Annotated in this window: 21 protein-coding genes; 3 read left to right on the top strand and 18 right to left on the bottom strand. The window is 64.0% G+C overall.

Features of this window, described 5'->3' with window-relative positions; all coding sequences use genetic code 11:
• Positions 1 to 60: 60 nt before the first annotated feature.
• The 14 genes from WS78_RS12010 to WS78_RS12075 are packed head-to-tail and all read right to left on the bottom strand — an operon-like array spanning position 61 to position 8,160.
• Positions 61 to 519, bottom strand: a complete 459-nt coding sequence (locus tag WS78_RS12010) for a hypothetical protein (protein ID WP_156432295.1) — start codon at positions 517 to 519, stop codon at positions 61 to 63.
• Between the two features lie 9 nt (positions 520 to 528).
• Positions 529 to 1,086, bottom strand: a complete 558-nt coding sequence (locus WS78_RS12015; RefSeq protein WP_059582598.1) for a hypothetical protein — start codon at positions 1,084 to 1,086, stop codon at positions 529 to 531.
• Positions 1,087 to 1,099: 13 nt separating this feature from the next.
• The gene (locus tag WS78_RS12020; RefSeq protein WP_017880478.1) at positions 1,100 to 1,717 is read right to left on the bottom strand and encodes a DUF3164 family protein; all 618 of its coding nucleotides are present in this window, start codon (positions 1,715 to 1,717) and stop codon (positions 1,100 to 1,102) included.
• A gap of 33 nt (positions 1,718 to 1,750) precedes the next feature.
• Positions 1,751 to 2,056, bottom strand: coding sequence for a hypothetical protein (locus WS78_RS12025; protein WP_059582595.1), 306 nt, complete (start codon positions 2,054 to 2,056; stop codon positions 1,751 to 1,753).
• Positions 2,053 to 2,490: a hypothetical protein gene (locus tag WS78_RS12030; RefSeq protein WP_038719153.1), complete on the bottom strand. Its 438-nt coding sequence runs from the start codon at positions 2,488 to 2,490 to the stop codon at positions 2,053 to 2,055. The genes WS78_RS12025 and WS78_RS12030 overlap by 4 nt, the downstream gene beginning before the upstream one ends.
• 11 nt (positions 2,491 to 2,501) lie before the next feature.
• A complete protein-coding gene (locus WS78_RS12035) occupies positions 2,502 to 2,819 on the bottom strand; it encodes a hypothetical protein (RefSeq protein WP_080109822.1) in 318 nt (105 codons plus the stop codon).
• A 54-nt stretch (positions 2,820 to 2,873) separates the two neighbouring features.
• Entirely contained in the window at positions 2,874 to 3,182 is a 309-nt protein-coding gene (locus tag WS78_RS12040; protein ID WP_226377135.1) for a hypothetical protein, read from the bottom strand.
• The gene (locus WS78_RS12045; protein ID WP_059582586.1) at positions 3,179 to 3,511 is read right to left on the bottom strand and encodes a helix-turn-helix domain-containing protein; all 333 of its coding nucleotides are present in this window, start codon (positions 3,509 to 3,511) and stop codon (positions 3,179 to 3,181) included. The genes WS78_RS12040 and WS78_RS12045 overlap by 4 nt, the downstream gene beginning before the upstream one ends.
• Positions 3,498 to 4,124, bottom strand: a complete 627-nt coding sequence (locus WS78_RS12050) for an IclR family transcriptional regulator (protein ID WP_038719151.1) — start codon at positions 4,122 to 4,124, stop codon at positions 3,498 to 3,500. The genes WS78_RS12045 and WS78_RS12050 overlap by 14 nt, the downstream gene beginning before the upstream one ends.
• A complete protein-coding gene (locus tag WS78_RS12055; protein WP_017880484.1) occupies positions 4,117 to 4,347 on the bottom strand; it encodes a hypothetical protein in 231 nt (76 codons plus the stop codon). The genes WS78_RS12050 and WS78_RS12055 overlap by 8 nt, the downstream gene beginning before the upstream one ends.
• Positions 4,348 to 4,354: 7 nt before the next feature.
• The gene (locus WS78_RS12060) at positions 4,355 to 5,101 is read right to left on the bottom strand and encodes an AAA family ATPase (RefSeq protein WP_038730309.1); all 747 of its coding nucleotides are present in this window, start codon (positions 5,099 to 5,101) and stop codon (positions 4,355 to 4,357) included.
• A gap of 17 nt (positions 5,102 to 5,118) precedes the next feature.
• Positions 5,119 to 7,299, bottom strand: a complete 2,181-nt coding sequence (locus tag WS78_RS12065) for a DNA-binding protein (RefSeq protein ID WP_085701519.1) — start codon at positions 7,297 to 7,299, stop codon at positions 5,119 to 5,121.
• Complete coding sequence (locus tag WS78_RS12070; RefSeq protein ID WP_226377136.1) at positions 7,299 to 7,787, bottom strand: hypothetical protein; 489 nt, start codon at positions 7,785 to 7,787, stop codon at positions 7,299 to 7,301. Before WS78_RS12070 ends, WS78_RS12065 begins: the two co-directional genes overlap by 1 nt.
• A gap of 55 nt (positions 7,788 to 7,842) precedes the next feature.
• Positions 7,843 to 8,160 (bottom strand): helix-turn-helix domain-containing protein, encoded by a 318-nt coding sequence (locus tag WS78_RS12075; RefSeq protein WP_080109826.1) that lies wholly within the window; start codon positions 8,158 to 8,160, stop codon positions 7,843 to 7,845.
• 161 nt (positions 8,161 to 8,321) lie between these two features.
• Between WS78_RS12075 and WS78_RS12080 the strand changes: the two genes are divergently transcribed.
• Complete coding sequence (locus WS78_RS12080) at positions 8,322 to 9,086, top strand: S24 family peptidase (RefSeq protein ID WP_051078833.1); 765 nt, start codon at positions 8,322 to 8,324, stop codon at positions 9,084 to 9,086.
• Between the two features lie 466 nt (positions 9,087 to 9,552).
• Here WS78_RS12080 and WS78_RS12085 read toward each other — a convergent pair whose 3' ends face one another.
• Together WS78_RS12085 and WS78_RS12090 are read right to left on the bottom strand one after the other, a co-directional pair.
• On the bottom strand, positions 9,553 to 10,122 hold the full coding sequence (locus WS78_RS12085; RefSeq protein ID WP_059581031.1) for a hypothetical protein: 570 nt from the start codon (positions 10,120 to 10,122) through the stop codon (positions 9,553 to 9,555).
• 139 nt (positions 10,123 to 10,261) lie between these two features.
• On the bottom strand, positions 10,262 to 11,332 hold the full coding sequence (locus tag WS78_RS12090) for a phosphatase PAP2 family protein (RefSeq protein ID WP_059580915.1): 1,071 nt from the start codon (positions 11,330 to 11,332) through the stop codon (positions 10,262 to 10,264).
• A gap of 571 nt (positions 11,333 to 11,903) precedes the next feature.
• Between WS78_RS12090 and WS78_RS12100 the strand changes: the two genes are divergently transcribed.
• Entirely contained in the window at positions 11,904 to 12,347 is a 444-nt protein-coding gene (locus WS78_RS12100) for a hypothetical protein (RefSeq protein ID WP_059581036.1), read from the top strand.
• Positions 12,348 to 12,669: 322 nt separating this feature from the next.
• Here WS78_RS12100 and ppx read toward each other — a convergent pair whose 3' ends face one another.
• A complete protein-coding gene (ppx, locus tag WS78_RS12110) occupies positions 12,670 to 14,184 on the bottom strand; it encodes an exopolyphosphatase (protein WP_059580923.1) in 1,515 nt (504 codons plus the stop codon).
• A 274-nt stretch (positions 14,185 to 14,458) separates the two neighbouring features.
• On the opposite strand from ppx, the gene ppk1 reads away from it, so the two are divergent.
• Positions 14,459 to 16,519 carry a polyphosphate kinase 1 gene (gene ppk1 / locus WS78_RS12115; protein WP_059580927.1) on the top strand — a complete coding sequence of 687 codons (2,061 nt, stop codon included), beginning with the start codon at positions 14,459 to 14,461 and terminating at the stop codon, positions 16,517 to 16,519.
• Between the two features lie 209 nt (positions 16,520 to 16,728).
• On the opposite strand, the gene phoR is transcribed toward ppk1, so the two are convergent.
• Positions 16,729 to 18,039, bottom strand: a complete 1,311-nt coding sequence (phoR, locus tag WS78_RS12120; protein WP_038749803.1) for a phosphate regulon sensor histidine kinase PhoR — start codon at positions 18,037 to 18,039, stop codon at positions 16,729 to 16,731.
• Positions 18,040 to 18,103 lie beyond the last annotated feature (64 nt).

Below are 18,103 nucleotides of genomic sequence, written 5' to 3' on the forward strand. Positions count from 1 at the left end.
CGCAGTTCCTTGCGGCAAAGACAGACCAGGAAGACGATCCCGGCCAGGATGACGGCGATGTCAGACATGGGCCGCATCCGATTCAGTCACATCGACCGACGTGTTAACCACCACCCCAACCGAGACGAGCGAAACCGACTGGTTGACACGAGCGAAGTGGCGCAGCATCGCTCCCGGTGCGCTCCATGTAGGCATGAAGATCGTCGCGGTCTTGTCCAGGTCCGGGAAGTACTTCCGGGCCTTCCGCTTGCCGAATTGCTTCTCGATGTTCGCGCGCTGCGATGGTGTGTACGCGCAGATCTTCGTAGGCCGATAGAACCGATGTTCGGGCGCATCTGCCTTCAGATAGCTTCCCCGGAACCAGCCGTTCACGTAGACCATCAAGTCATAGCGACGCGGCTTCGTTCGCTGCACCTGAATCGTGACCGTGTCACCATCGCAGCGAAGCACGACGCACCCATACGGAAACGACAGTTCCGTGTCGATTTTCTCGATGTCTTCTCGCGAGAGTTTTGACATGGCTCCTCCCTATACCGGTTTCGCCGCCTGTGCGGGAGCGCGAGATTCGAGCGCTTCGATCGCGGCGAGGATCGGATTGTTAGCGCTCGACCATTCGCCAACATCCACCTCGAGGAGCTTTCCGACCGATTCGGCTAGGCGCGTGCCGTCCTCTTCCATCTGGTCGCGCTCGTCGATCGTCCGCGAAAGAACGCGCTCGAGCGCCTCTTCCGCCCCCGACTCGTTGGCGGACGCGGCGCGGGCATTCATCGCCGCAGCGATTTCCGTGGCAATAGAATCAGTGATCGCAACAGCAAGCTTGGCGTCTCCGCTCCAAATCTCGCGCGCGTGCGCAACAACTTTGATGTGACGTGGTGACCGCTCGTTCGCCGGCGCTGCCGGTGCGGGACGTGACAGCATCGGGTTGAGGCGCAGAACTGCATTCCAGAACTCGCGAGCCGCGTCGTCGACGGTCAGGTGGTCGGCAATAGTCACACGGCCGTCGTCGGCGATCGTGATGATCGGTTGGACCGATTGATCTAGCGACGTGAAGGCGATGCTAACGGTGCAATCGTCTTTGTAGGACATGGCTATGTACCTCTCAGATTGCCGCGAGATCGAGACTGATCGCGCGATATTCTTCCGTCTCGTCGACGCGCTCGTACAGCCGAATATATGGCTTGCTGCCCGTCACTCGAATGCTGTCGACGATCGCACGCATCGCCTTGGTCCACTTCGGATCGTCGATCGCGAGGCGGCGCAACGCGAGAATGCGCCCGGTGTTCACGTTGCCTTCCTTGTCGACCTGGAACGCTTCGTTGATCAGCACCTTGACCTTGTCGTTACTGCCTTCGGTCCATTCGCGCAGGCACTCGTCGATCAGTTCCTTCGCCGCCTGCAGGCGCTCGTCGAACTGAAGGTGTTCGGCGATCTGGCGCACGATCTTGTAGCGACCGTCGAACGTGATGAGCGAAATGTTGCCCTTCGCGCCACCGACCTTGACGCCGTATTGCTCATGGCTAGTTGCGACGAACGCAGCGATGTCGCCGAATGCACGCGTCTTGAACTCAGCCATCTCCGACTGAAGACGCCTGGCTTCGGCCACCAACGACGTGATCGTTTGATCACGCAACTGGTCGATCGGCTCGACCAGCGATTCCGGAATGAGGCGGCCACGTGCGTCTTTTACGTAGCCGACCGGGATTTGATTCTTCGTCATAGCGTGTTCCTGGTAGGAAAATGGATTGACCGGTCAGTGCATGCGCCAGAGGTTCTTGCTCTCGATCGCCTCTTCGATCTTCTCTCGCACGCGCGGCCGCTCCGACAGATACTCATCTAGACATTCGGCGAGGCCAGTGATATCTCCCTGAACGTGCAGCGTCAGGAGGTGATTCACTGCACCAACCATTTGCGAACCAATCTCGTCGTACTGTGCGATCTTGGTCAGAAGTTGCTGCACCGTTGCGTTCGCGCGGCGCAACTCGCATCGCAGTTCGGCCACACTGCTTAATGCCTCGGGGTTGGTCAGGGTTTGGCCTTGGGTGATATGGATAGTCATGCTTGTGCTCCCGCGATCGCTTCGATGTTGATGCAGTCGACGAACTTGAGCAGACGAGACGTTTCCTCGCGCGTCAGCTCGATCGTCTTCCGTCCCTTGGTTACCGTGAGGCGGCCGGCCGTCGAGAAGCCGCAGACGAAATCACCAGGCGCGGCATCGGTCGGAGTAAATGCCGGTGCTTTTCGCGCGGCTTTTGTCACGGTCTGTTTCGTGCCGTCGAACTCGCGCACAAGATCGTCGCTCGGGTAGTACAGATTGATCGGGGACGAGCCATCCATGACCTTCTTGTCGCGGATCACGCGCCCCTGGCGGATGTACGGATCGATGCGCGGCTGGATGTCCTTCGCATCCACGTCGAGCTGCTCGGCGAGCTGCGCGCCGGACGAACCCGGGTGGTCGATGATGGCCTGGAGAATCTGCTGTACGGATGCCATGTTCATTCCTTTCAAGAGAGGGTTTGATATGCCTTGATGAGCTTGCGAGCGGCAGAAACTCCCTGCCAGAACTCTTCCGTTGACTTCTCTTTGATGAGACGTTTCGCCATCGAAATCGCAGCGGCTTGCGTCTTGCCACTTGCAATACGAAAGCCTGTGCCAACGTGCGTCACGACAAATGCCGGCTCGCCCGCCGTTGTTGCAACCGGATTGGCATGAGCAGCAAACAGCTCCGTCGGATATTCGGGAAAATCGATGCGGTCGCCATCGACCGCAATACGACGGGCACGACGCCCTTCGTCAGAGCATGTGAAAACGTGTAGCTTCATAAAAGGACTCCTAATATAGTTTGATGATCTTCGGGAAAGGCGCTGCTTCTGTTTTTAGTGTCCTCGCTCCGTCCATAGCACACGGATCTCGCCGACCTTGAACTGGCCGGTGCGGTAACGTGAGACGCCCGAGCCACCCGTGCGGTAGTACGTGGCTTCACCTTTCGCGATCATGTCGGCGCAGACCTCGCAGTTCTGCACCTGGATCGTCGGCTTCGAGCCGTTCGAGAACTCGATGCCGATGACCGTGAAGCCCTGCGTGGTGAGCGTCTCGATCGTCGCTGCAAGACGCAGTGCCGTGAGCTGCATGAGCTGATTGATCGGTGGCACGGGCGAATTGAGGGCGTTACAGTTCGTCGTCACTTGGACTCTCCTTTAACGGGGCGCAGCGGGCAGTTGCGGCACGTGCGCCAGTGGCTCAGTTCCATCGGGTTATTGATCGGGGCGCGGCGATTGGCGAAGGACACGCATACCGTCAGCGAGATCGGCTGCCCGGTATGCGTGCACTGCACCTGTCCGAACGTCTTCAGGACGCGGGCGGCGACGCGATCGGTGTTGCCGGGGTATTTGCCCGACAGGACAAGCGAAACGGTCGTTCGTGAGACGTCGAGCAGCTTGGCCACGTTGGTTTGCGACGTCGCGGCGACAGCCTCGCGAAGCATGGCGAGCCAGTCCGGATCAGCATGCGTCATGGTCCGGCTCCTCTTGCCATACGACCTTCCCAAGGTTCGGGTCGTAGACCGATTTCGTGCGCTGGATCATCGGCGGGCGCGGGCCGGTGTACTTCGATGCGATCAGGCGATACCGAGCCTGTTTCGCGCCCTTGCCACGGATGTATGCGTGACCCGAATCAACGAGTGTCAGGTAGCCGGCATGCGACAGGCATTTGACGTAGGACTGCGCCGTCGAGTCGGTGATCGCGACGTCGGGCGTCGACGCACGCATAGCCAGCTCGCGCGGCGTGAAGTCGCCCATGATGCGCATCGTGCGCCACATATGTTCGTTGCCACGCGACTGCATGACGGGCTGGCCCTTGCGATCGAGACGCGGGGCTTCGACACCGACGTCGCGGACGAGGCGATAGTGCTTCCGATCACTGATCGCCTTGCGCTCGCCGATCTGCTCGACGTACTCGCCGCGTTCCAGCGCTTGCAAATACGTCTGAACGGTCGCCTTGTCGATGTCGGCAGCACGGACGATGCTGTGCGGGGTGAAGTCGTCTCGCTGGCTGCGAATCGCTTCCCATACACGCTGTCGCGGACCCTTGCCGCCGGTCAGTTCGAGGTGGGCGGGTTTTCTAGCCATGTTTGCCTCCCTTCACAACAGCCAGAGCAGCGAGCGCGATGCAAGTCAGCGCAGCGAACAGCACGACGACCGTCCAGGTAGCCAGATCGATCCAGGTCGACGGGATCAGCAATCCGGCCAGGAGTGCAGCGAGTGCCACTGCGGACACGCGAGCGACGAACTGAATCGCTCGACCGGCATCGGCGGCGGCATTCGCTTCGGGTGTGATGTGGTGGTCGATCATGTCGACCTCACACGCGGCGCTTCGGCGCTTCGCCGGTGTACAGCTCGCGCTTGCCCCACTGCGCGAGGTCGATCGCATCCTTGCCGGCCATCAACGCTTCCTCCTGGATGCGTTCGAGATTCACGCAGACGCGACGCACGGACCCGTGCGCCAGTTCGACGAGCCGCGTGAGCAGATCGTCCGCAACCGTGATGTGTCGGCAATACAGCGTCGCGAGCTGGCGAGCGTCGTCGATCGTGACGGGCTGTGCCGGCACCCAGGCCAGCACGCGGCCGTGCATACGCTCCCACTTCTTGAGTTTGATCGGCAGCGCTTCCTCGCCGATCATCAAGATCGGTGCCTGGCTCGACTCGTACAGATCGCGGACCAGCTCGACCGCGTTGCGGTCGACCAGGTGATCCATCTCGTCGATGATCAGCGGCCGGCCGGACGCGGCCAGTTCTTCGGCGACCTGATCGGCCATCTCGGGGATCGTGCCGCCGGGTTTGATACCCATCTCGAACAGGATCGCTTTCAGGAAATGCTTCTTCGTCCAGACCGACTTCGCCTGCACGTAGCGCGCGCGGCGAGCGTTCGCCACGTAGTTCGCGGCCATGCTCTTGCCGTAGCCGGACGGGCCGTAAAAGCACACGAGACCGGGCAGGTTCGCGCTGCGCGAGACAGCTCGCTCGATCGCGATGTCGCACAGGTTCAGGTTGGTGATTTGAGCGACGCCGCCTACAATCGGTTTGAGCGTGGATTCGAGTTGTGTCATGCTTGCTCCTGTTGGTGTTACTGATGGCTGGCGAGCTGCAACTCTTCAGCCTGTTCCGCGCGGCGCTTTTGCGCCGCAAATTCTTTGCTCAACGCGTATCTGCCGTACCACTGCAATTCGTCCTGGTCCGGAATGCCTCCTGTTTCGATGTGTTCGTTCAGGGTCTGCCACCGGGCAAATCGCAGTTCGGGTGTTTCCGGAAGCTGAAACACGGTGGCGGTTTCAGTGACGGCTTCCGGTTCCGATTGCGGTTCAAGGACCATGGGCGCGGCCGGTTCGATGTCGATCACTGGCTCGACGTCCACAAAGCGCCGACTCAGCGCGTCGCGCGTGATGTCGCCGAACCCTGGGATCGTGATGACCTCGGGCGTTTCGAGGGTGAGTGCCGGTTGGCCACGACGTTCCGCCTCGACCTCGTCGAGCTTCACTTGCAGGCGATTCGCTCGCGCATCGGCACGCTTCTCGCGAGCCTGTTCGACAGCGGACTGCGGCATGTAGGCCCGTTCGTTCGCGCCGGCCTCGGCCTGGCAGATGTAGCGACCGTCGAGCGCGTAAATCCAGACGAACCGCGCATCGTTGATGTCGTAAGCGACTTGAACTTCTTCGTCGTGGAATTCGAGCAGGTCCTGCGGATTCGAATACCGGTGATTCAGGAACCGAACCTCGCCGCGCGCGACGGTGCGCTTGATACGCGGCCGGAACACCATGCGCGCATCGTGTTCGTCGAGCGTGTCGGCCTGCCAACCTTGCGCAACATGTGCCGCCCACGCTTCATTGGGCGACATGTGCCGACGCTTGCCGGTGTTTGGATCACGGATGACGGGTAGCGTGCTATGGGGACGGTCGTTGTACGCGTCGACCTGTTCCTGGCAAAACTGGATGAACGCGTCCCATCCCATCAGCGAGATCGCGCCGCCGTGCTTGAGAGCGTCGCGCGTGATCTTGAACATCACGTGCTTGGCCTGGCGGTCCATGTCCACGCCCATGTACGACGGCAGCGTCTTCGCGGCGGCGACCCACAGCGTCTGGTGAAGGCGCTCGACGACACCTCGCGCCTGCGAGTTGTACGGAATCGAGTGCGTGACGACGAAGCCCAGGCGACCCTGGACGCCGACGCCTTCGTCTTTCAGCAATGCGTTCTTGTAGCCGGACCCGTTGTCGACGTAGAACATGCTCGGCACGCCGCACTTGAGTACGGCGGTACTCAGCGCGTCGAGCACGGCGAACGACGACTCGGCCAGGTCGAGCGAGATGCCGACCGCGCGTCGCGTGGCGACGTCGATAATCGACGTGATCTCCGGCCGGAACGGCCGACCGTGCAGCGGGTGCTGTACCTCCGCGTCGAATGTATGGCCGTCGGCCGACCAGATGTCGTTCGGCAGCAGCTTGTCGAACGTGCGCCGGATAAACGGCAGCATGGTCTTCAGCTCGCGCGACCCCATGCGTCCCGTGTGCAGCGTCACGGTGCCGAGCTTGTCGAGAAACCGGCGCACCTGGTGGATGCTCGGCACGTCGTAGGTGACCCGCTGCACGGCGCATGCCGTCGTGAAGTCACGATAAGCTTGCTCGACCGACGGTTTCTGCGGCTGCTGATAGTGTTCGAGGAACTGCTTCGCCCACTCGGGAATCACAAAGCTCGACTTCGGAATCTTCGGTGCAAGGGAACCCTGTTTCGACAGGCCGAGATAGCGCTTCAGCGAGCGAATGCTCGGGAATTCGTCGCCCTTGCGGCCGCGCGGGTCCTTGGCTGCACGCAGCATGGCCGTCATGTGATCGTCGAGCGTGCCGAGGCGGGCCTGCGTGAGCAGCGTATGCATCGCCGCCTCGCGCGAGACTCGGCACTGCGTCATGATGCGGTCGAGCATGGACAAGATGCCCTTGCGCGCATCAGCGCGCAGGCGCTGCGCGTCCGTTTCGACGAGTTGCAGTTGCTGCTCGCGACGGATGACGGCCTTGGCCGTTTGAGCGGGGACGGACGTGACGAGCGCCGCCGACGCGCGGTGGCGAATCGCCGCTTGTGCTTCGGCCGGCAGACTGTCCAGCGCGTATTCCAGGCCCTTACCCTTTGCACGGCGGCGTGCTGCCCACTGTTCCCGAGTCGCGCTATAGCGCACGCCCTGTTCGGTGGTCGGCACTCCGGGCAGCCCGAGCGTTGCGAGTTCGGGAGCGGTGTAGTGTGATTTGACGATGGCCTGCATTACTCGGCCTCCGCTTCATCGAACCGTAGCTCAGGCGCGCGATCCTTCGTGACGTTTTCACGGTGGTAGCCGGCCTGGGTTATCGCGCAGGTCAGTGCCGCGATTGCTTCGGCCTGCTCTTTGCCTGATGCGTAGTAACGGCAGAGCACGGCCGCCGCATCGGCAAACGCGCTTTGCAAGGATGCGAGATCGGAGACGCCCGGGCGACGACCAGTCGGGATCTCGATGACGACGCGACGGCCGTCCGCGATGCACAGGTATTCGCTAACGAAGCGGGCGTCGCAGAATTCTTCGAATTGACGCACGCGGTTCAGCGGCATCGACGTCTCCGCGAGCCACCGGTACATCGTTTTCACCTCGACGCCCATCAGATCGGCAAGCACCTTCGCGGGCCGGCGGCGCTCGGCAGCATGTTCAACGCACAGCTCGAAAGCCTCGCTCAGGCTTGTCGCGTGCAGGGATTTCCAGGTCCGTTTTCTCATCGTCATGATGTCCAGGTCGAGAATTGCGCCGGTAGCGCGACAGATTCGGGGCGGATACGATTCAATCCATCGCCACGGTGGCGGATCGCACACTACGTGGCACACAAACAGGAGATGACGGTGACAAAACGGGCGTAAAATTGCGTTTCTCGTATCTGCTCGGCCAGATAGTTTCGGGTTCGACGCCGATTGCGTTCGCGATGATGCGTTCGGCCTTCGGATATGAACTGTCGAACGCCTTACGAAGCGCACTCGAGTTGCTGTAGCCGCATGCGTTCGCCAGCCGTCGAATGTTCCAGCCCTTTTTTTCGAGGGCATGCTTGATGTCCGCCTTGTCCCAATCCTCGGCGGCTTTTTTTGAGGTATCAGATGTGCTCATGTGCTCATCACCTTCGTTAAACATGTGAGCACATGGTAACCATATCGTTTCGGCTGCGCAATCGAAAATTTGCGGTGAGCCGAAAATTTCGTTTCTCTTTCGGTTGCTGTGAGACAGAAATTGTCGCTCGAACCGAAATTTCTTTTTCGGATCAATGACCTATGACGGAATCGAAAGCCGATGACCGAACAGATGTGTCGGTTTCGTTTCTTGCTCCCGGAATCGAAAGCCGGATTAATGAGCTTTGCCGCAGGATCGGCGACCGGGAAGCTGCGGCGGCGGTTGCCGGCGTTTCGGCGGTGATGTTGCGCCGGTACATTAAGGGGGAGAGCAAGCCCCCGTTCGAGGTCATCGCCAATCTTGCGAGAGCAGCGGGCGCAGGGTTGGACTGGGTAGCGTTCGGGGATGCAGCTTCAGCGACGAGCGGCGTTCACGCGAACGCGCCCCTGAGCGAAACTCCTCAAGCAGTCGCGGTTCGGGACACGCTTGGAAACGCGGTGGATGTATCCGAATTCGTCTTTATCCCCAGGTACAACGTGAAAGCAGCAGCCGGACACGGTCAAGCAGTCACCGACGAATCGCTCAAGCACACGATGGCGTTTCGCCGGTACTGGATCGAGAACTATTTACATGCGAAACCGACCGACCTGTCGGTGCTATCGGTAAAGGGGGATTCTCTTCAGGGGATGTTGAACGATAGGGATGTGATCCTCATCGATCGAAGCCAAACGACTGGTTCCGCTGGGCTTTACGTGCTGCGGATTGATGGAGACGTGATCGTCAAAACGTTGCAACGGCTGCCGGGAGGCATTCTTAAGGTAAGCAGCGCGAATACCGCATACGAGCCATTCGAGGTCAATATGGCGCAGCCGCCGTCCGACTTCGAGATCATCGGCCGTGTGGTTTGGGCGGGCCGGCAGATGTAGGCGGTGTGGATAACTTCCATTTCCCGGCTACTCCGGTGTCAAAATCTTTGCGAAATCCGCGCATTTCGCAGTCATTTTTCGCAGAATCCTTCGCGCACCGTCGCGTCCGCCGAAATCGCTCAACGCCTTGTGCTGCGGGCGTTCGAGCGACTTTCGAGTGCAGATTCTGGCGGTGTCAAATCGAGCACCTCCCCACAAAGAATCCATTGACGGCCCCGCAATCGAAGATGCCTTAGCGGACGCCATCTCCCATTCCAATATCGATAAACTCCATCAAGTCACTTTCAACGATTCCGCTACGAAAGGCATTCGCCCGCGCCAAAGACGGCGGCCATTCCGCTTTCCTCCAACGACGCGCAGCGCCGCTCGAAAAATCTCCGCCCTTCGAAAGTCTTCGGCGGGCGCACGCTCGACGAACGCGCATCCCTCGTCGGATGCGAATCGACACGCCTGACCGAACCCTCCGTCACTCGATCACACTGTTCCGATCGCCCTTCAGCAGCAGTTGCGGCACCTGACTGAACCGATACGCGCCGCTCGCCGCATCGAGATCGAACACCCAGACGAGATCGAAGCGATCGTCGGGCCACTTCGGCGGCACCGTCGCCTTGCCGAGCGGCAGCGCATTGGCGATCGCCGGAATGTCCTCGTGCTGCCACGCGATCAGCACGCATCCCTTGCTCGCCGCGGCTGCCTGCGCCAGCTCCTTTTCCTGCCCTTTCGTATACGCGTCGCTGATCGCGCATCCGAGCTTGTGCGCGAGCGGCGTGACCGTGTCGATCGGACGCTCGCTCTTCGCATGCTTCGCGACCGCCGCCGCGAACAGGCAATCGGGCGTCGCGAGTTCCGAGCTCTGCAGCGGGCCGCGGCTCGGCGCGAACAGCGCCGCGAGCGCGCCCGCGCGTTGCCAGCCGAACACCGTGAGCGCCTCGACGTCCTGTTCTCCCTTCGCGTTCACGCCGTATGGCGCATCGTTTCCGTCCGGTTTCTCCGCGTGCCGGATGATCATGATCTTGTGAGCAGTCGGGCTGGCCATTTGCGCGTCCTCCTTATCGTTCTTCGTCGACGGCGGGCAGACGTCGCTCGACGCGTGCGTCCGCTGTCGTCTGCCACCGTCCTCTGTGATAGCAAGCGAATCGAGCAAAAGCAATCGAATTGCGCTGCCCACGGACGGCTCACGCTTCGCCGTTCGATCGCGATGCTCGCGCCGCGCGGCCTGCGAAAGGCGCGTCGCCGCCCGCCAACGGCCCCGACGTCGCCGGCTGCCCGCGACCGGCGAACGCGGCGCCGGCGGCCGCTCGCGCACTGCTCGCATGACGGAGCGCAGCGATCGCGACAAACGCGACGAGCAGCCCGGACAGCACGTCGACGAGATAATGCCCGCCTTGCGTCGGCGTCGACGCGATCATCCAGCCGTTGAACAGAAGCGCGAACGGCGCGACGACGCGCACGTGTCGCAGCGCATGGGCGAACAGCACGCCGAGCACCGTGTGGAACGACGGCAGCGATACCGTCCCCTGCAGCGCCGACGGATCGAAGACTCGCAGCGTCCCGTCGCGCAATCGCACGAAATCGCTCACGCTCGACAGCGCGGCCGGATCGGACACGCGGAAATGCAGGAACGCGCTCGCCGCCGGATACGGCGCCGAAATCAGCAGCACCAGCACGCTCGTCAGCATGAAGAGCGAGACGAACTCCGACAGGGCGTCGTCGCGCCCCGTCAGGCCCAGCCAGATCGGAATCGCGATCAGCTGCCATTTCGCGCTGTCGTACGCGAACGCGAGCGTGCGCTGCAGCGCCGAATGCGCGCGAACCCGGTCGTAGGCGGCCAGCCAGTCGAAGCCGAGACGCGCGTCGAGACGAATCAACGCGTCGTCGACGAGCGGCGGCCTCAACGTCACGCAGAGATAGGACAGGATGCCCGCCGCCGCGACGAACGCGGCCAGCAGCGCCAGCCACGCGAACGTGCGGGACGCCTCGCGATAGCGAAAGCGCATCGCGACGTCCGCATAGCGCGGCATGCGCGCGACGCCGCCCAGCACGATCGAGAACACCGCGCACACGGCAACAGCCCGCACGGCCGCGACGGCGCCGGCCCCTTGCAGCACGTAGCCGCCCGCGCGCAGCCACACGGCGTCGACGAGCGCCACCGCGGCGCACAGTGCCCAGCCGAGCCGATAGGGGTGCCGCGCGAGCGTGCTGCGGCACGGATCGGCGGATGGGGCGGTGTCGGCACGATGCGTCATGAGGTCGCTCTTGTCTTACGAATGATTGCGTGCGGCGCTTCCCGGCGCGGTTCGGCGGATGCGGCCGCGCGCGGCCCTCCCAAACGACGGAGACCGATGGCTCGGGCGTCGGGCGTCGCTCATCATAGATCGCTGGCCGCACTCGAGTCGATTGTTGTGAATATGCATATGCGCTGTCCACAAGCGCATGTCACGAACGTTCATGTCGCGAATGCGCACGTCGCGAACGCGCGTGTCGCAAACACGCATGTCGCCTCCTTTCACGCCGCCCACGCGCGCTTCGCGTCCCCTCGCCGCGCATCCGCCCGCCCTCAGTCAAGCGTTTCGCCAACGCGCCCGTCGCAATCGTCACGCGCCGATTCGCCTGCGCGCGCCGGACGTTTTCGCTATCATCGGGCGAATGGCGCCGGCAAGCCCGAAGCGGCAAGTCGCGCCCGATCCGTCAGGCTCGAAAGAAAAGCCGGGCGAACAGGCCGCGGCCGCATCGCCGCGCACCGTTTTGCCCGCCTCCGACCGAGCGGCCCGCCCCGGGCCGTCGACAACCCGCCGCCCGTCCGGCGCGCGCCATCGCATGAACGATTCACTCCGCCTGATTGCCCGACTCCTGATCCCGATCGCAACGCTCGCGAGCGCATCGCCCGCATCCGCCGATTCACTGGCGCTCGACGCCGCGCTCGGCTGCTCGTCGACGGGCCACGCGTTCGTCGCGCCGCTCGTCGCGAGCGGCGCGATCCGCTCGCAGCCGATGCACGTCGAAGCGAACTCGATGAACGCGTTCCGCACGAACCATTCGCTGACTGCCTACGGTTTTCCGGTCTACGTCGTGCTCGGCTATCAGGCGAACGATCCGATCTTCACGCACGGCGACGGCACACCGATCGGCGACTGGGCGTACGGCGTCGTCTTGCGGGGCTCGAAGCAGGCGGTGGAGGCGAAGGTGCGCGAGGCGGGCAGCCAGGCGGTCGTCAAGGATGCGTTTCCGTTTCTGACGGCGATCGTCTGCACGTCGCCGTAAGCATGCCGAAATGCGCGGCCGGCTTGCAGCGCGGCCCGCGCCCGACGCCGAGCCACAAAGCCGCGCCGCAAAGCCGAGCATCAAAGCCGCGCCGCAAACATGGCGGCGTCGCCCGCGCCCCCACCCCGTCAAGTTTGCGCGTCGTGCAAGGCGGCATGCGCTCGCCGAGGTTCGACGCGCGCATCCGCGGCGACATGAGTGAAGTGAACGCCGGCCGCGCGACGGCAACCGACGCCCCGCGCCCCGCGCCCCGCCGCAGCCTACCGCCGACACGCGCGACGAAACACGCGACGACACGCGCGCCGCGCCGCCGCAACGCGAATCACGCGCCCGTATAGACGACGCGATACGGAATCCCGACTTTCTCCCACTCGGCCGCCTCTTGGCTGAGGCTGTAGTCGGTGAGCGGATTCTGCTGGACCCACGCGCTCGGCAAGTGCACTTCGTAGCCGCCCTTTTTCATCTGCGCGATGTTGATGTCGGGCAGCCCGGCGTCGTTCCGACGTCGGCACAGCAGCGCGGCGAGACGCAGGCAGAACAGCAGCGGCCACTCGACGTCGCGCGCCTGCGACAGCTTGCCGAGCTTGCCCGCGTGGCCCAGCACGAGCGCGGCGAGCCGCGCCTGATCGGTGCGCGAGAAGCCCGGCATGTCGGCGTTGCTCGCGATGTACGCCGAATGCTTGTGATACGCGCTGTGCGAAATCGACAGCCCGATCTCGTGCAGCGCGGCCGCCCAGCCGAGAAACGTGCGGCTTTCGTCGCTTGCCTCGCCTTCGGGCTCGTCGAGCTGATCGTAGAAGCGCGCGGCGAGCACGCCGATGCGCGCCGCCTGCGCGCGATCGACGCCGTAGCGGCGCATGAAGCCGTCGACCGTCACCGCGCGCATGTCCTCGTGCTGCGTGCGGCCGAGCAGGTCGTACAGCACGCCGAGGCGCAGCGCGCCGTCCGTCGTGTCGACATAGTCGATGCCGAGCTCCTCGAACGCGGCGAGCATGATCGACAGCCCGCCCGCGAGCACCGGCACGCGATCGGGCTTGAGCGCGACGAGCTTCAGGCGGTTCACGTTCTCGGCCTTGATGAGCGCGCGCTTCAGGCGCTCGAGGCCGCCGCGCGAGATGCCGTGCGGCACGCCCGCGTCGTTGAAGCCGTTCGCCTCGACGAGCTCCGCGAGCGCGCGCGCGGTGCCGGACGAGCCGATCGCCTGATCCCACCCCGCCTTCTTGTATTCGCCGGAGATGATCTGGATCTCGCGCTTCGCGGCGAGCTCGGCCTGGCGCATCGTGTATTCGTCGACGTTGCCGGCCGGGAAAAACGCGCGGCTGTGGCTCACGCAGCCGATGTAGAGGCTCTCCATCACGAGCGGCGTGTAATGCTGGCCGATGATGAACTCGGTCGAACCGCCGCCGATGTCGACGACGAGCCGCTTGCCGGCGCTCGCCGGCACCGAGTGCGCGGCGCCCGCGTAAATGAGGCGCGCCTCCTCGCGGCCCGCGATCACCTCGATCGGGAAACCGAGCGCCGCCTCGGCCTCGGCGAGGAACTCGCCGGCGTTCTTCGCGACGCGCAGCGTGTTGGTCGCGACCGCGCGCACGTGGTCCGGGTGAAAGTCGCGCAGCCGTTCGCCGAAGCGTTTGAGCGCCTCCCAGCCGCGCTCCTGCGACGCGCGGTCGAGCATCTTGTCGCGCGACAGGCCCGCCGCGAGCCGCACGGGCTCGCGCAGCGCGTCGACGGGATAGATCTGGCTGCCGGCGGGCGTCTCCTCGACGCGCCCGACGATGAGCCGGAAGCTGTTCGAACCGAGATCGACGGCAGCCAGTAGATGCGGGGATGTAACCATCGAGAGGGCTCCGTACTCGCCTGGCCGCGCAGGCGATGCTGCGCGTACCGAAAGGATCAAAGGCGCCATTTTAAGCGTTGCGCGGCTTCCGGTGTCGGCCGCGAGCCGGAGGACACCGGCTTTCATTGTATCCAGAGGACGCTTTTATGAAATCCCCGGGTTTCCGGCGTATGATTTGCCGACAAACATCAAACTGTCATCAGCACGTCATCGCACCGTGAGAATTTCCGAGCGACCTTTCGAGTCTGCGTCTGACCTTTCGTATTCTCTGCCGATGCCTCTTCGCTATCCGCTTTTGAATCGTGAACTCGGCATCCTGGGCTTCAACGAGCGCGTGCTTGCCCAAGCCACCGATCCTCACGTCCCCCTTCTCGAACGCCTGCGCTTCATCTGCATCACGAGCAGCAACCTCGACGAATTCTTCGAAGTCCGGATGGCCGGGCTCCAGGAGCAGATGCGCGACAATCCGGGCGCGCTCGCGCCCGACGGCATGTCGTTGCAGCACGTGTACGACCTCGTCGTCGAGCGCGCGCAGCGTCTCGTGCACCGGCAATACGCGATGCTGCACGAAACGATCCTGCCCGCGCTCGAGCAGGAAGGCATCTATTTCCACGGCACCGAGACCTGGAGCGACGCGCAGATCGAATGGGCGCGCCGCTACTTCCTCGACGAGCTGCTGCCCGTCCTCACGCCGATCGGCCTCGATCCCGCGCATCCGTTCCCGCGCGTGCTGAACAAGAGCCTGAACTTCGTGATCGAGCTCGAAGGCCGCGACGCGTTCGGCCGCCAGGCGGTGATGGGCATCGTGCAGGCGCCGCGCGCGCTGCCGCGCCTCGTGCGGATGCCGCAGGAGCTGTCGGGCTTCCAGCACGGCTTCGTGCTGCTCAGCTCGCTGATGCAGCGCTTCGTCGGCGAGCTGTTCCCGAAGCTCGTCGTCAAGAACTGCAATCAGTTTCGGATCACGCGCAACAGTGAGCTTTTCGTCGACGAAGACGAAATCACGAACCTGCGCGTCGCGCTGCAGGGCGAGCTGCCCGCGCGCCACCTCGGCAACGCGGTGCGCCTCGAGGTGTCGGCCGACACGCCGCCGCACCTCGTGCGGCGCCTGCTCGACGAAAGCGGCCTCTCCGAGAAGGATTGCTATCGCGTCGACGGCCCCGTCAATCTCGTGCGGCTGATGCAGTTGCCCGATCTCGTCGATCTGCCCGAGCTCAAGTTCACGCCGTTCCTGCCGTCGATCCCGCACGCGGTCGCGAGCGCGCCGTCGATGTTCGATGCGATCGATCGCGGCGACATCCTGCTGCACCATCCGTACGAAAGCTTCCAGCCGGTGCTCGAGCTGCTTCAGCAGGCGGCGCAGGACCCGAGCGTCGTCGCGATCAAGCAGACGATCTACCGCACGGGCACCGATTCACCGCTGATGGACGCGCTGATGGAAGCCGCGCGCAACGGCAAGGAAGTCACGGTCGTCGTCGAGCTGCTTGCGCGCTTCGACGAGGAGACGAACATCAACTGGGCGTCGCAGCTCGAGGCGGTCGGCGCGCACGTCGTGTACGGCGTGGTCGGCCACAAGTGCCACGCGAAGATGATGCTGATCGTGCGCCGCGTGACGCACAACGACAAGTCGGCGCTGCGCCGTTACGTGCACCTCGGCACCGGCAACTATCATCCGCGCACCGCGCGCCTCTACACCGACTTCGGGCTGATGACGGCCGAACCGTCGCTGTGCGAGGACGTCCACCACGTGTTCCAGCAGTTGACGGGCATCGGCGGCGAACTGAAGCTGCACGAGATGTGGCAGTCGCCGTTCACGCTGCACCCGCAGCTCATCGAGCACATCCGCGCGGAAACCGAGCACGCGCGCGCCGGCAAGCGGGCGCGGATCGTCGCGAAGATGAACGCGCTCCTCGAGCCGACCGTGATCGCCGAGCTCTACGAGGCGTCGCAGGCAGGCGTGAAGATCGACTTGATCGTGCGCGGCGTGTGCGCGCTGCAGCCCGGCGTGCCGGGGCTGTCCGACAACATCACGGTGCGCTCGATCGTCGGGCGCTTTCTCGAGCATCACCGGATCTACTACTTCCACGCGGACGGCGAGGAGCTCGTCTATCTGTCGAGCGCCGACTGGATGGATCGCAATCTGTTCCGCCGCGTCGAAGTCGCGTTCCCGGTGCGCGAGCGCAAGCTCAAGCGCCGCGTGATCGCCGAGGGGCTGTCGGTGTTCCTCGTCGACAATCAGTCCGCGTGGCTCATGCAAAGCGACGGCCACTATCGCCGCCGCCGCGCCGGCAAGGCGCCGCGCAACGCGCAGCTCGGGCTTCTCGCGAAATTCTGCTGAACGGGCGGCGCCGGGCGCGCCGCGCCTTGTGCGGGCGACGCATAAGCGGCGGCCGCGATCGCCGCCGCTAGGCTGCGCCGTCTCGCCGTGACGATGCGCTGCGACGATGCGCTACGTTTCGCGCCGAATCGGAAAACCTCAAACAGGAAGCAGCGACGGCCCACGCGCCGCGCACGCTTCGAACGCGCGGAGGCGCGCGTCGCCTCGCGTCACGCGGCGTGCCGCCGGCTGATCGTTCGATGCGCGGGAAAGCGCGCGGTGAACGTGCTGCCGCGCCCCTCCTCGCTCTGGATCGCCAGTTGCGCATCGTGCCGTTGCAGCACGTGCTTGACGATCGCGAGCCCGAGCCCCGTGCCGCCCGTGTCGCGCGAGCGGCTGCGATCGACGCGGTAGAAGCGCTCGGTGAGCCGAGGCAGATCGACGGCCGGGATGCCGAGCCCGCTGTCCGTGACCGAAAACACCGCCTGCGCGCCGTCGCGCCGCCATTCGACGCGGATCTTCCCGCCCTCCGGCGTATAACGGATCGCGTTCGTCACGAGATTGCCGAGCGCGCTGAAGATCTCGGTCTGCGCGCCCGTCACCGCGAGCGTCTCGTCCACCTTGAACGTGATTTCGTGATGTCCGTTCGACAGCGTCTGCGCGTCGTCCTTCAGGTGTTCGAGCACCGTGCGCATGTCGACCGCGCGATCGGCGGGCGGCTTGCTCTCGCCTTCGAGCTTCGCGAGCACGAGCAGATCGGTGACGATGTGCCGCATCCGCGACGCCTGCTGCTCCATCAGCTCGAGATAGCGCGCGCGCTCGTCGTCGGACAGCGGCAGCTCCCGCATCGTCTCGAGAAAGCCCGACAGCACCGTGAGCGGCGTCTTCAGCTCGTGCGACACGTTCGCGACGAAGTCGCGCCGCATCGCGTCGGTGCGCTCGAGCTCGGTGATGTCCTGCGTGAGCAGCAGCTTGCGATTCTCGCCGTACGGGAACACTTGCACGGCGAGCACGTTCTGCCGGTTGCCGCCCATTCCGCGCATCACGAGCGTCTCGTCGTAGTGCTGACCGTTCAGGTAGCGGACGAAGTCGGGATGGCGAACGAGATGCGCGATGTGCTGGCGCAGGTCGCGCTTCGCGTCGAGCCCGAAATGCACTTCGGCGATCGCGTTGCACCACTCGATCTGATCGCGGTCGTCGAGCATCGCGACGCCGTTCGGCGACGCCTGAATGGCCTGGATGAAGCGCGAATGCTGCTGCTCGACCTGGCGCACCTGCCCGTGCCACTGCTTCGCGAGCTTGTGCAGCCGGTAGTAGATCTCGCCCCAGATGCCGGGCGCGCTCGGCACCTCGCCGTAGACGGGCGCATCGAGCAGGCGCCAGAGGCGCTGCGTGTGAAACGTGCTGAAGAAGCCCTGCGCGACAAGCATCGCGAGCGCGAAGACGAGCGCCGGCACGGGGCCTGCGATGACGCCGATGATCACGCTGACGAGCGCGAGCAAGACGAGCGACACCAGAAAGCGCGCCCAGATGATGTTCATGATTCGGCGCCCGACGAAAGATGAAGACGATGGCTCGCCACGGCGCGCACCCCTCGCGCCGCGC

Source organism: Burkholderia savannae, assembly GCF_001524445.2.
In the GTDB taxonomy this organism is placed as follows: domain Bacteria; phylum Pseudomonadota; class Gammaproteobacteria; order Burkholderiales; family Burkholderiaceae; genus Burkholderia; species Burkholderia savannae.

Excerpts from the sequence above, each read along its gene's own strand:
- WS78_RS12010 (WP_156432295.1), bottom strand. The coding sequence starts at position 519 with ATGTCAAAACTCTCGCGAGAAGACATCGAGAAAATCGACACGGAACTG.
- WS78_RS12015 (WP_059582598.1), bottom strand. The coding sequence starts at position 1,086 with ATGTCCTACAAAGACGATTGCACCGTTAGCATCGCCTTCACGTCGCTA.
- WS78_RS12020 (WP_017880478.1), bottom strand. The coding sequence starts at position 1,717 with ATGACGAAGAATCAAATCCCGGTCGGCTACGTAAAAGACGCACGTGGC.
- WS78_RS12025 (WP_059582595.1), bottom strand. The coding sequence starts at position 2,056 with ATGACTATCCATATCACCCAAGGCCAAACCCTGACCAACCCCGAGGCA.
- WS78_RS12030 (WP_038719153.1), bottom strand. The coding sequence starts at position 2,490 with ATGGCATCCGTACAGCAGATTCTCCAGGCCATCATCGACCACCCGGGT.
- WS78_RS12035 (WP_080109822.1), bottom strand. The coding sequence starts at position 2,819 with ATGAAGCTACACGTTTTCACATGCTCTGACGAAGGGCGTCGTGCCCGT.
- WS78_RS12045 (WP_059582586.1), bottom strand. The coding sequence starts at position 3,511 with ATGACGCATGCTGATCCGGACTGGCTCGCCATGCTTCGCGAGGCTGTC.
- WS78_RS12050 (WP_038719151.1), bottom strand. The coding sequence starts at position 4,124 with ATGGCTAGAAAACCCGCCCACCTCGAACTGACCGGCGGCAAGGGTCCG.
- WS78_RS12055 (WP_017880484.1), bottom strand. The coding sequence starts at position 4,347 with ATGATCGACCACCACATCACACCCGAAGCGAATGCCGCCGCCGATGCC.
- WS78_RS12060 (WP_038730309.1), bottom strand. The coding sequence starts at position 5,101 with ATGACACAACTCGAATCCACGCTCAAACCGATTGTAGGCGGCGTCGCT.
- WS78_RS12065 (WP_085701519.1), bottom strand. The coding sequence starts at position 7,299 with ATGCAGGCCATCGTCAAATCACACTACACCGCTCCCGAACTCGCAACG.
- WS78_RS12070 (WP_226377136.1), bottom strand. The coding sequence starts at position 7,787 with ATGACGATGAGAAAACGGACCTGGAAATCCCTGCACGCGACAAGCCTG.
- WS78_RS12075 (WP_080109826.1), bottom strand. The coding sequence starts at position 8,160 with ATGAGCACATCTGATACCTCAAAAAAAGCCGCCGAGGATTGGGACAAG.
- WS78_RS12080 (WP_051078833.1), top strand. The coding sequence starts at position 8,322 with ATGACGGAATCGAAAGCCGATGACCGAACAGATGTGTCGGTTTCGTTT.
- WS78_RS12085 (WP_059581031.1), bottom strand. The coding sequence starts at position 10,122 with ATGGCCAGCCCGACTGCTCACAAGATCATGATCATCCGGCACGCGGAG.
- WS78_RS12090 (WP_059580915.1), bottom strand. The coding sequence starts at position 11,332 with ATGACGCATCGTGCCGACACCGCCCCATCCGCCGATCCGTGCCGCAGC.
- WS78_RS12100 (WP_059581036.1), top strand. The coding sequence starts at position 11,904 with ATGAACGATTCACTCCGCCTGATTGCCCGACTCCTGATCCCGATCGCA.
- ppx (WP_059580923.1), bottom strand. The coding sequence starts at position 14,184 with ATGGTTACATCCCCGCATCTACTGGCTGCCGTCGATCTCGGTTCGAAC.
- ppk1 (WP_059580927.1), top strand. The coding sequence starts at position 14,459 with ATGCCTCTTCGCTATCCGCTTTTGAATCGTGAACTCGGCATCCTGGGC.
- phoR (WP_038749803.1), bottom strand. The coding sequence starts at position 18,039 with ATGAACATCATCTGGGCGCGCTTTCTGGTGTCGCTCGTCTTGCTCGCG.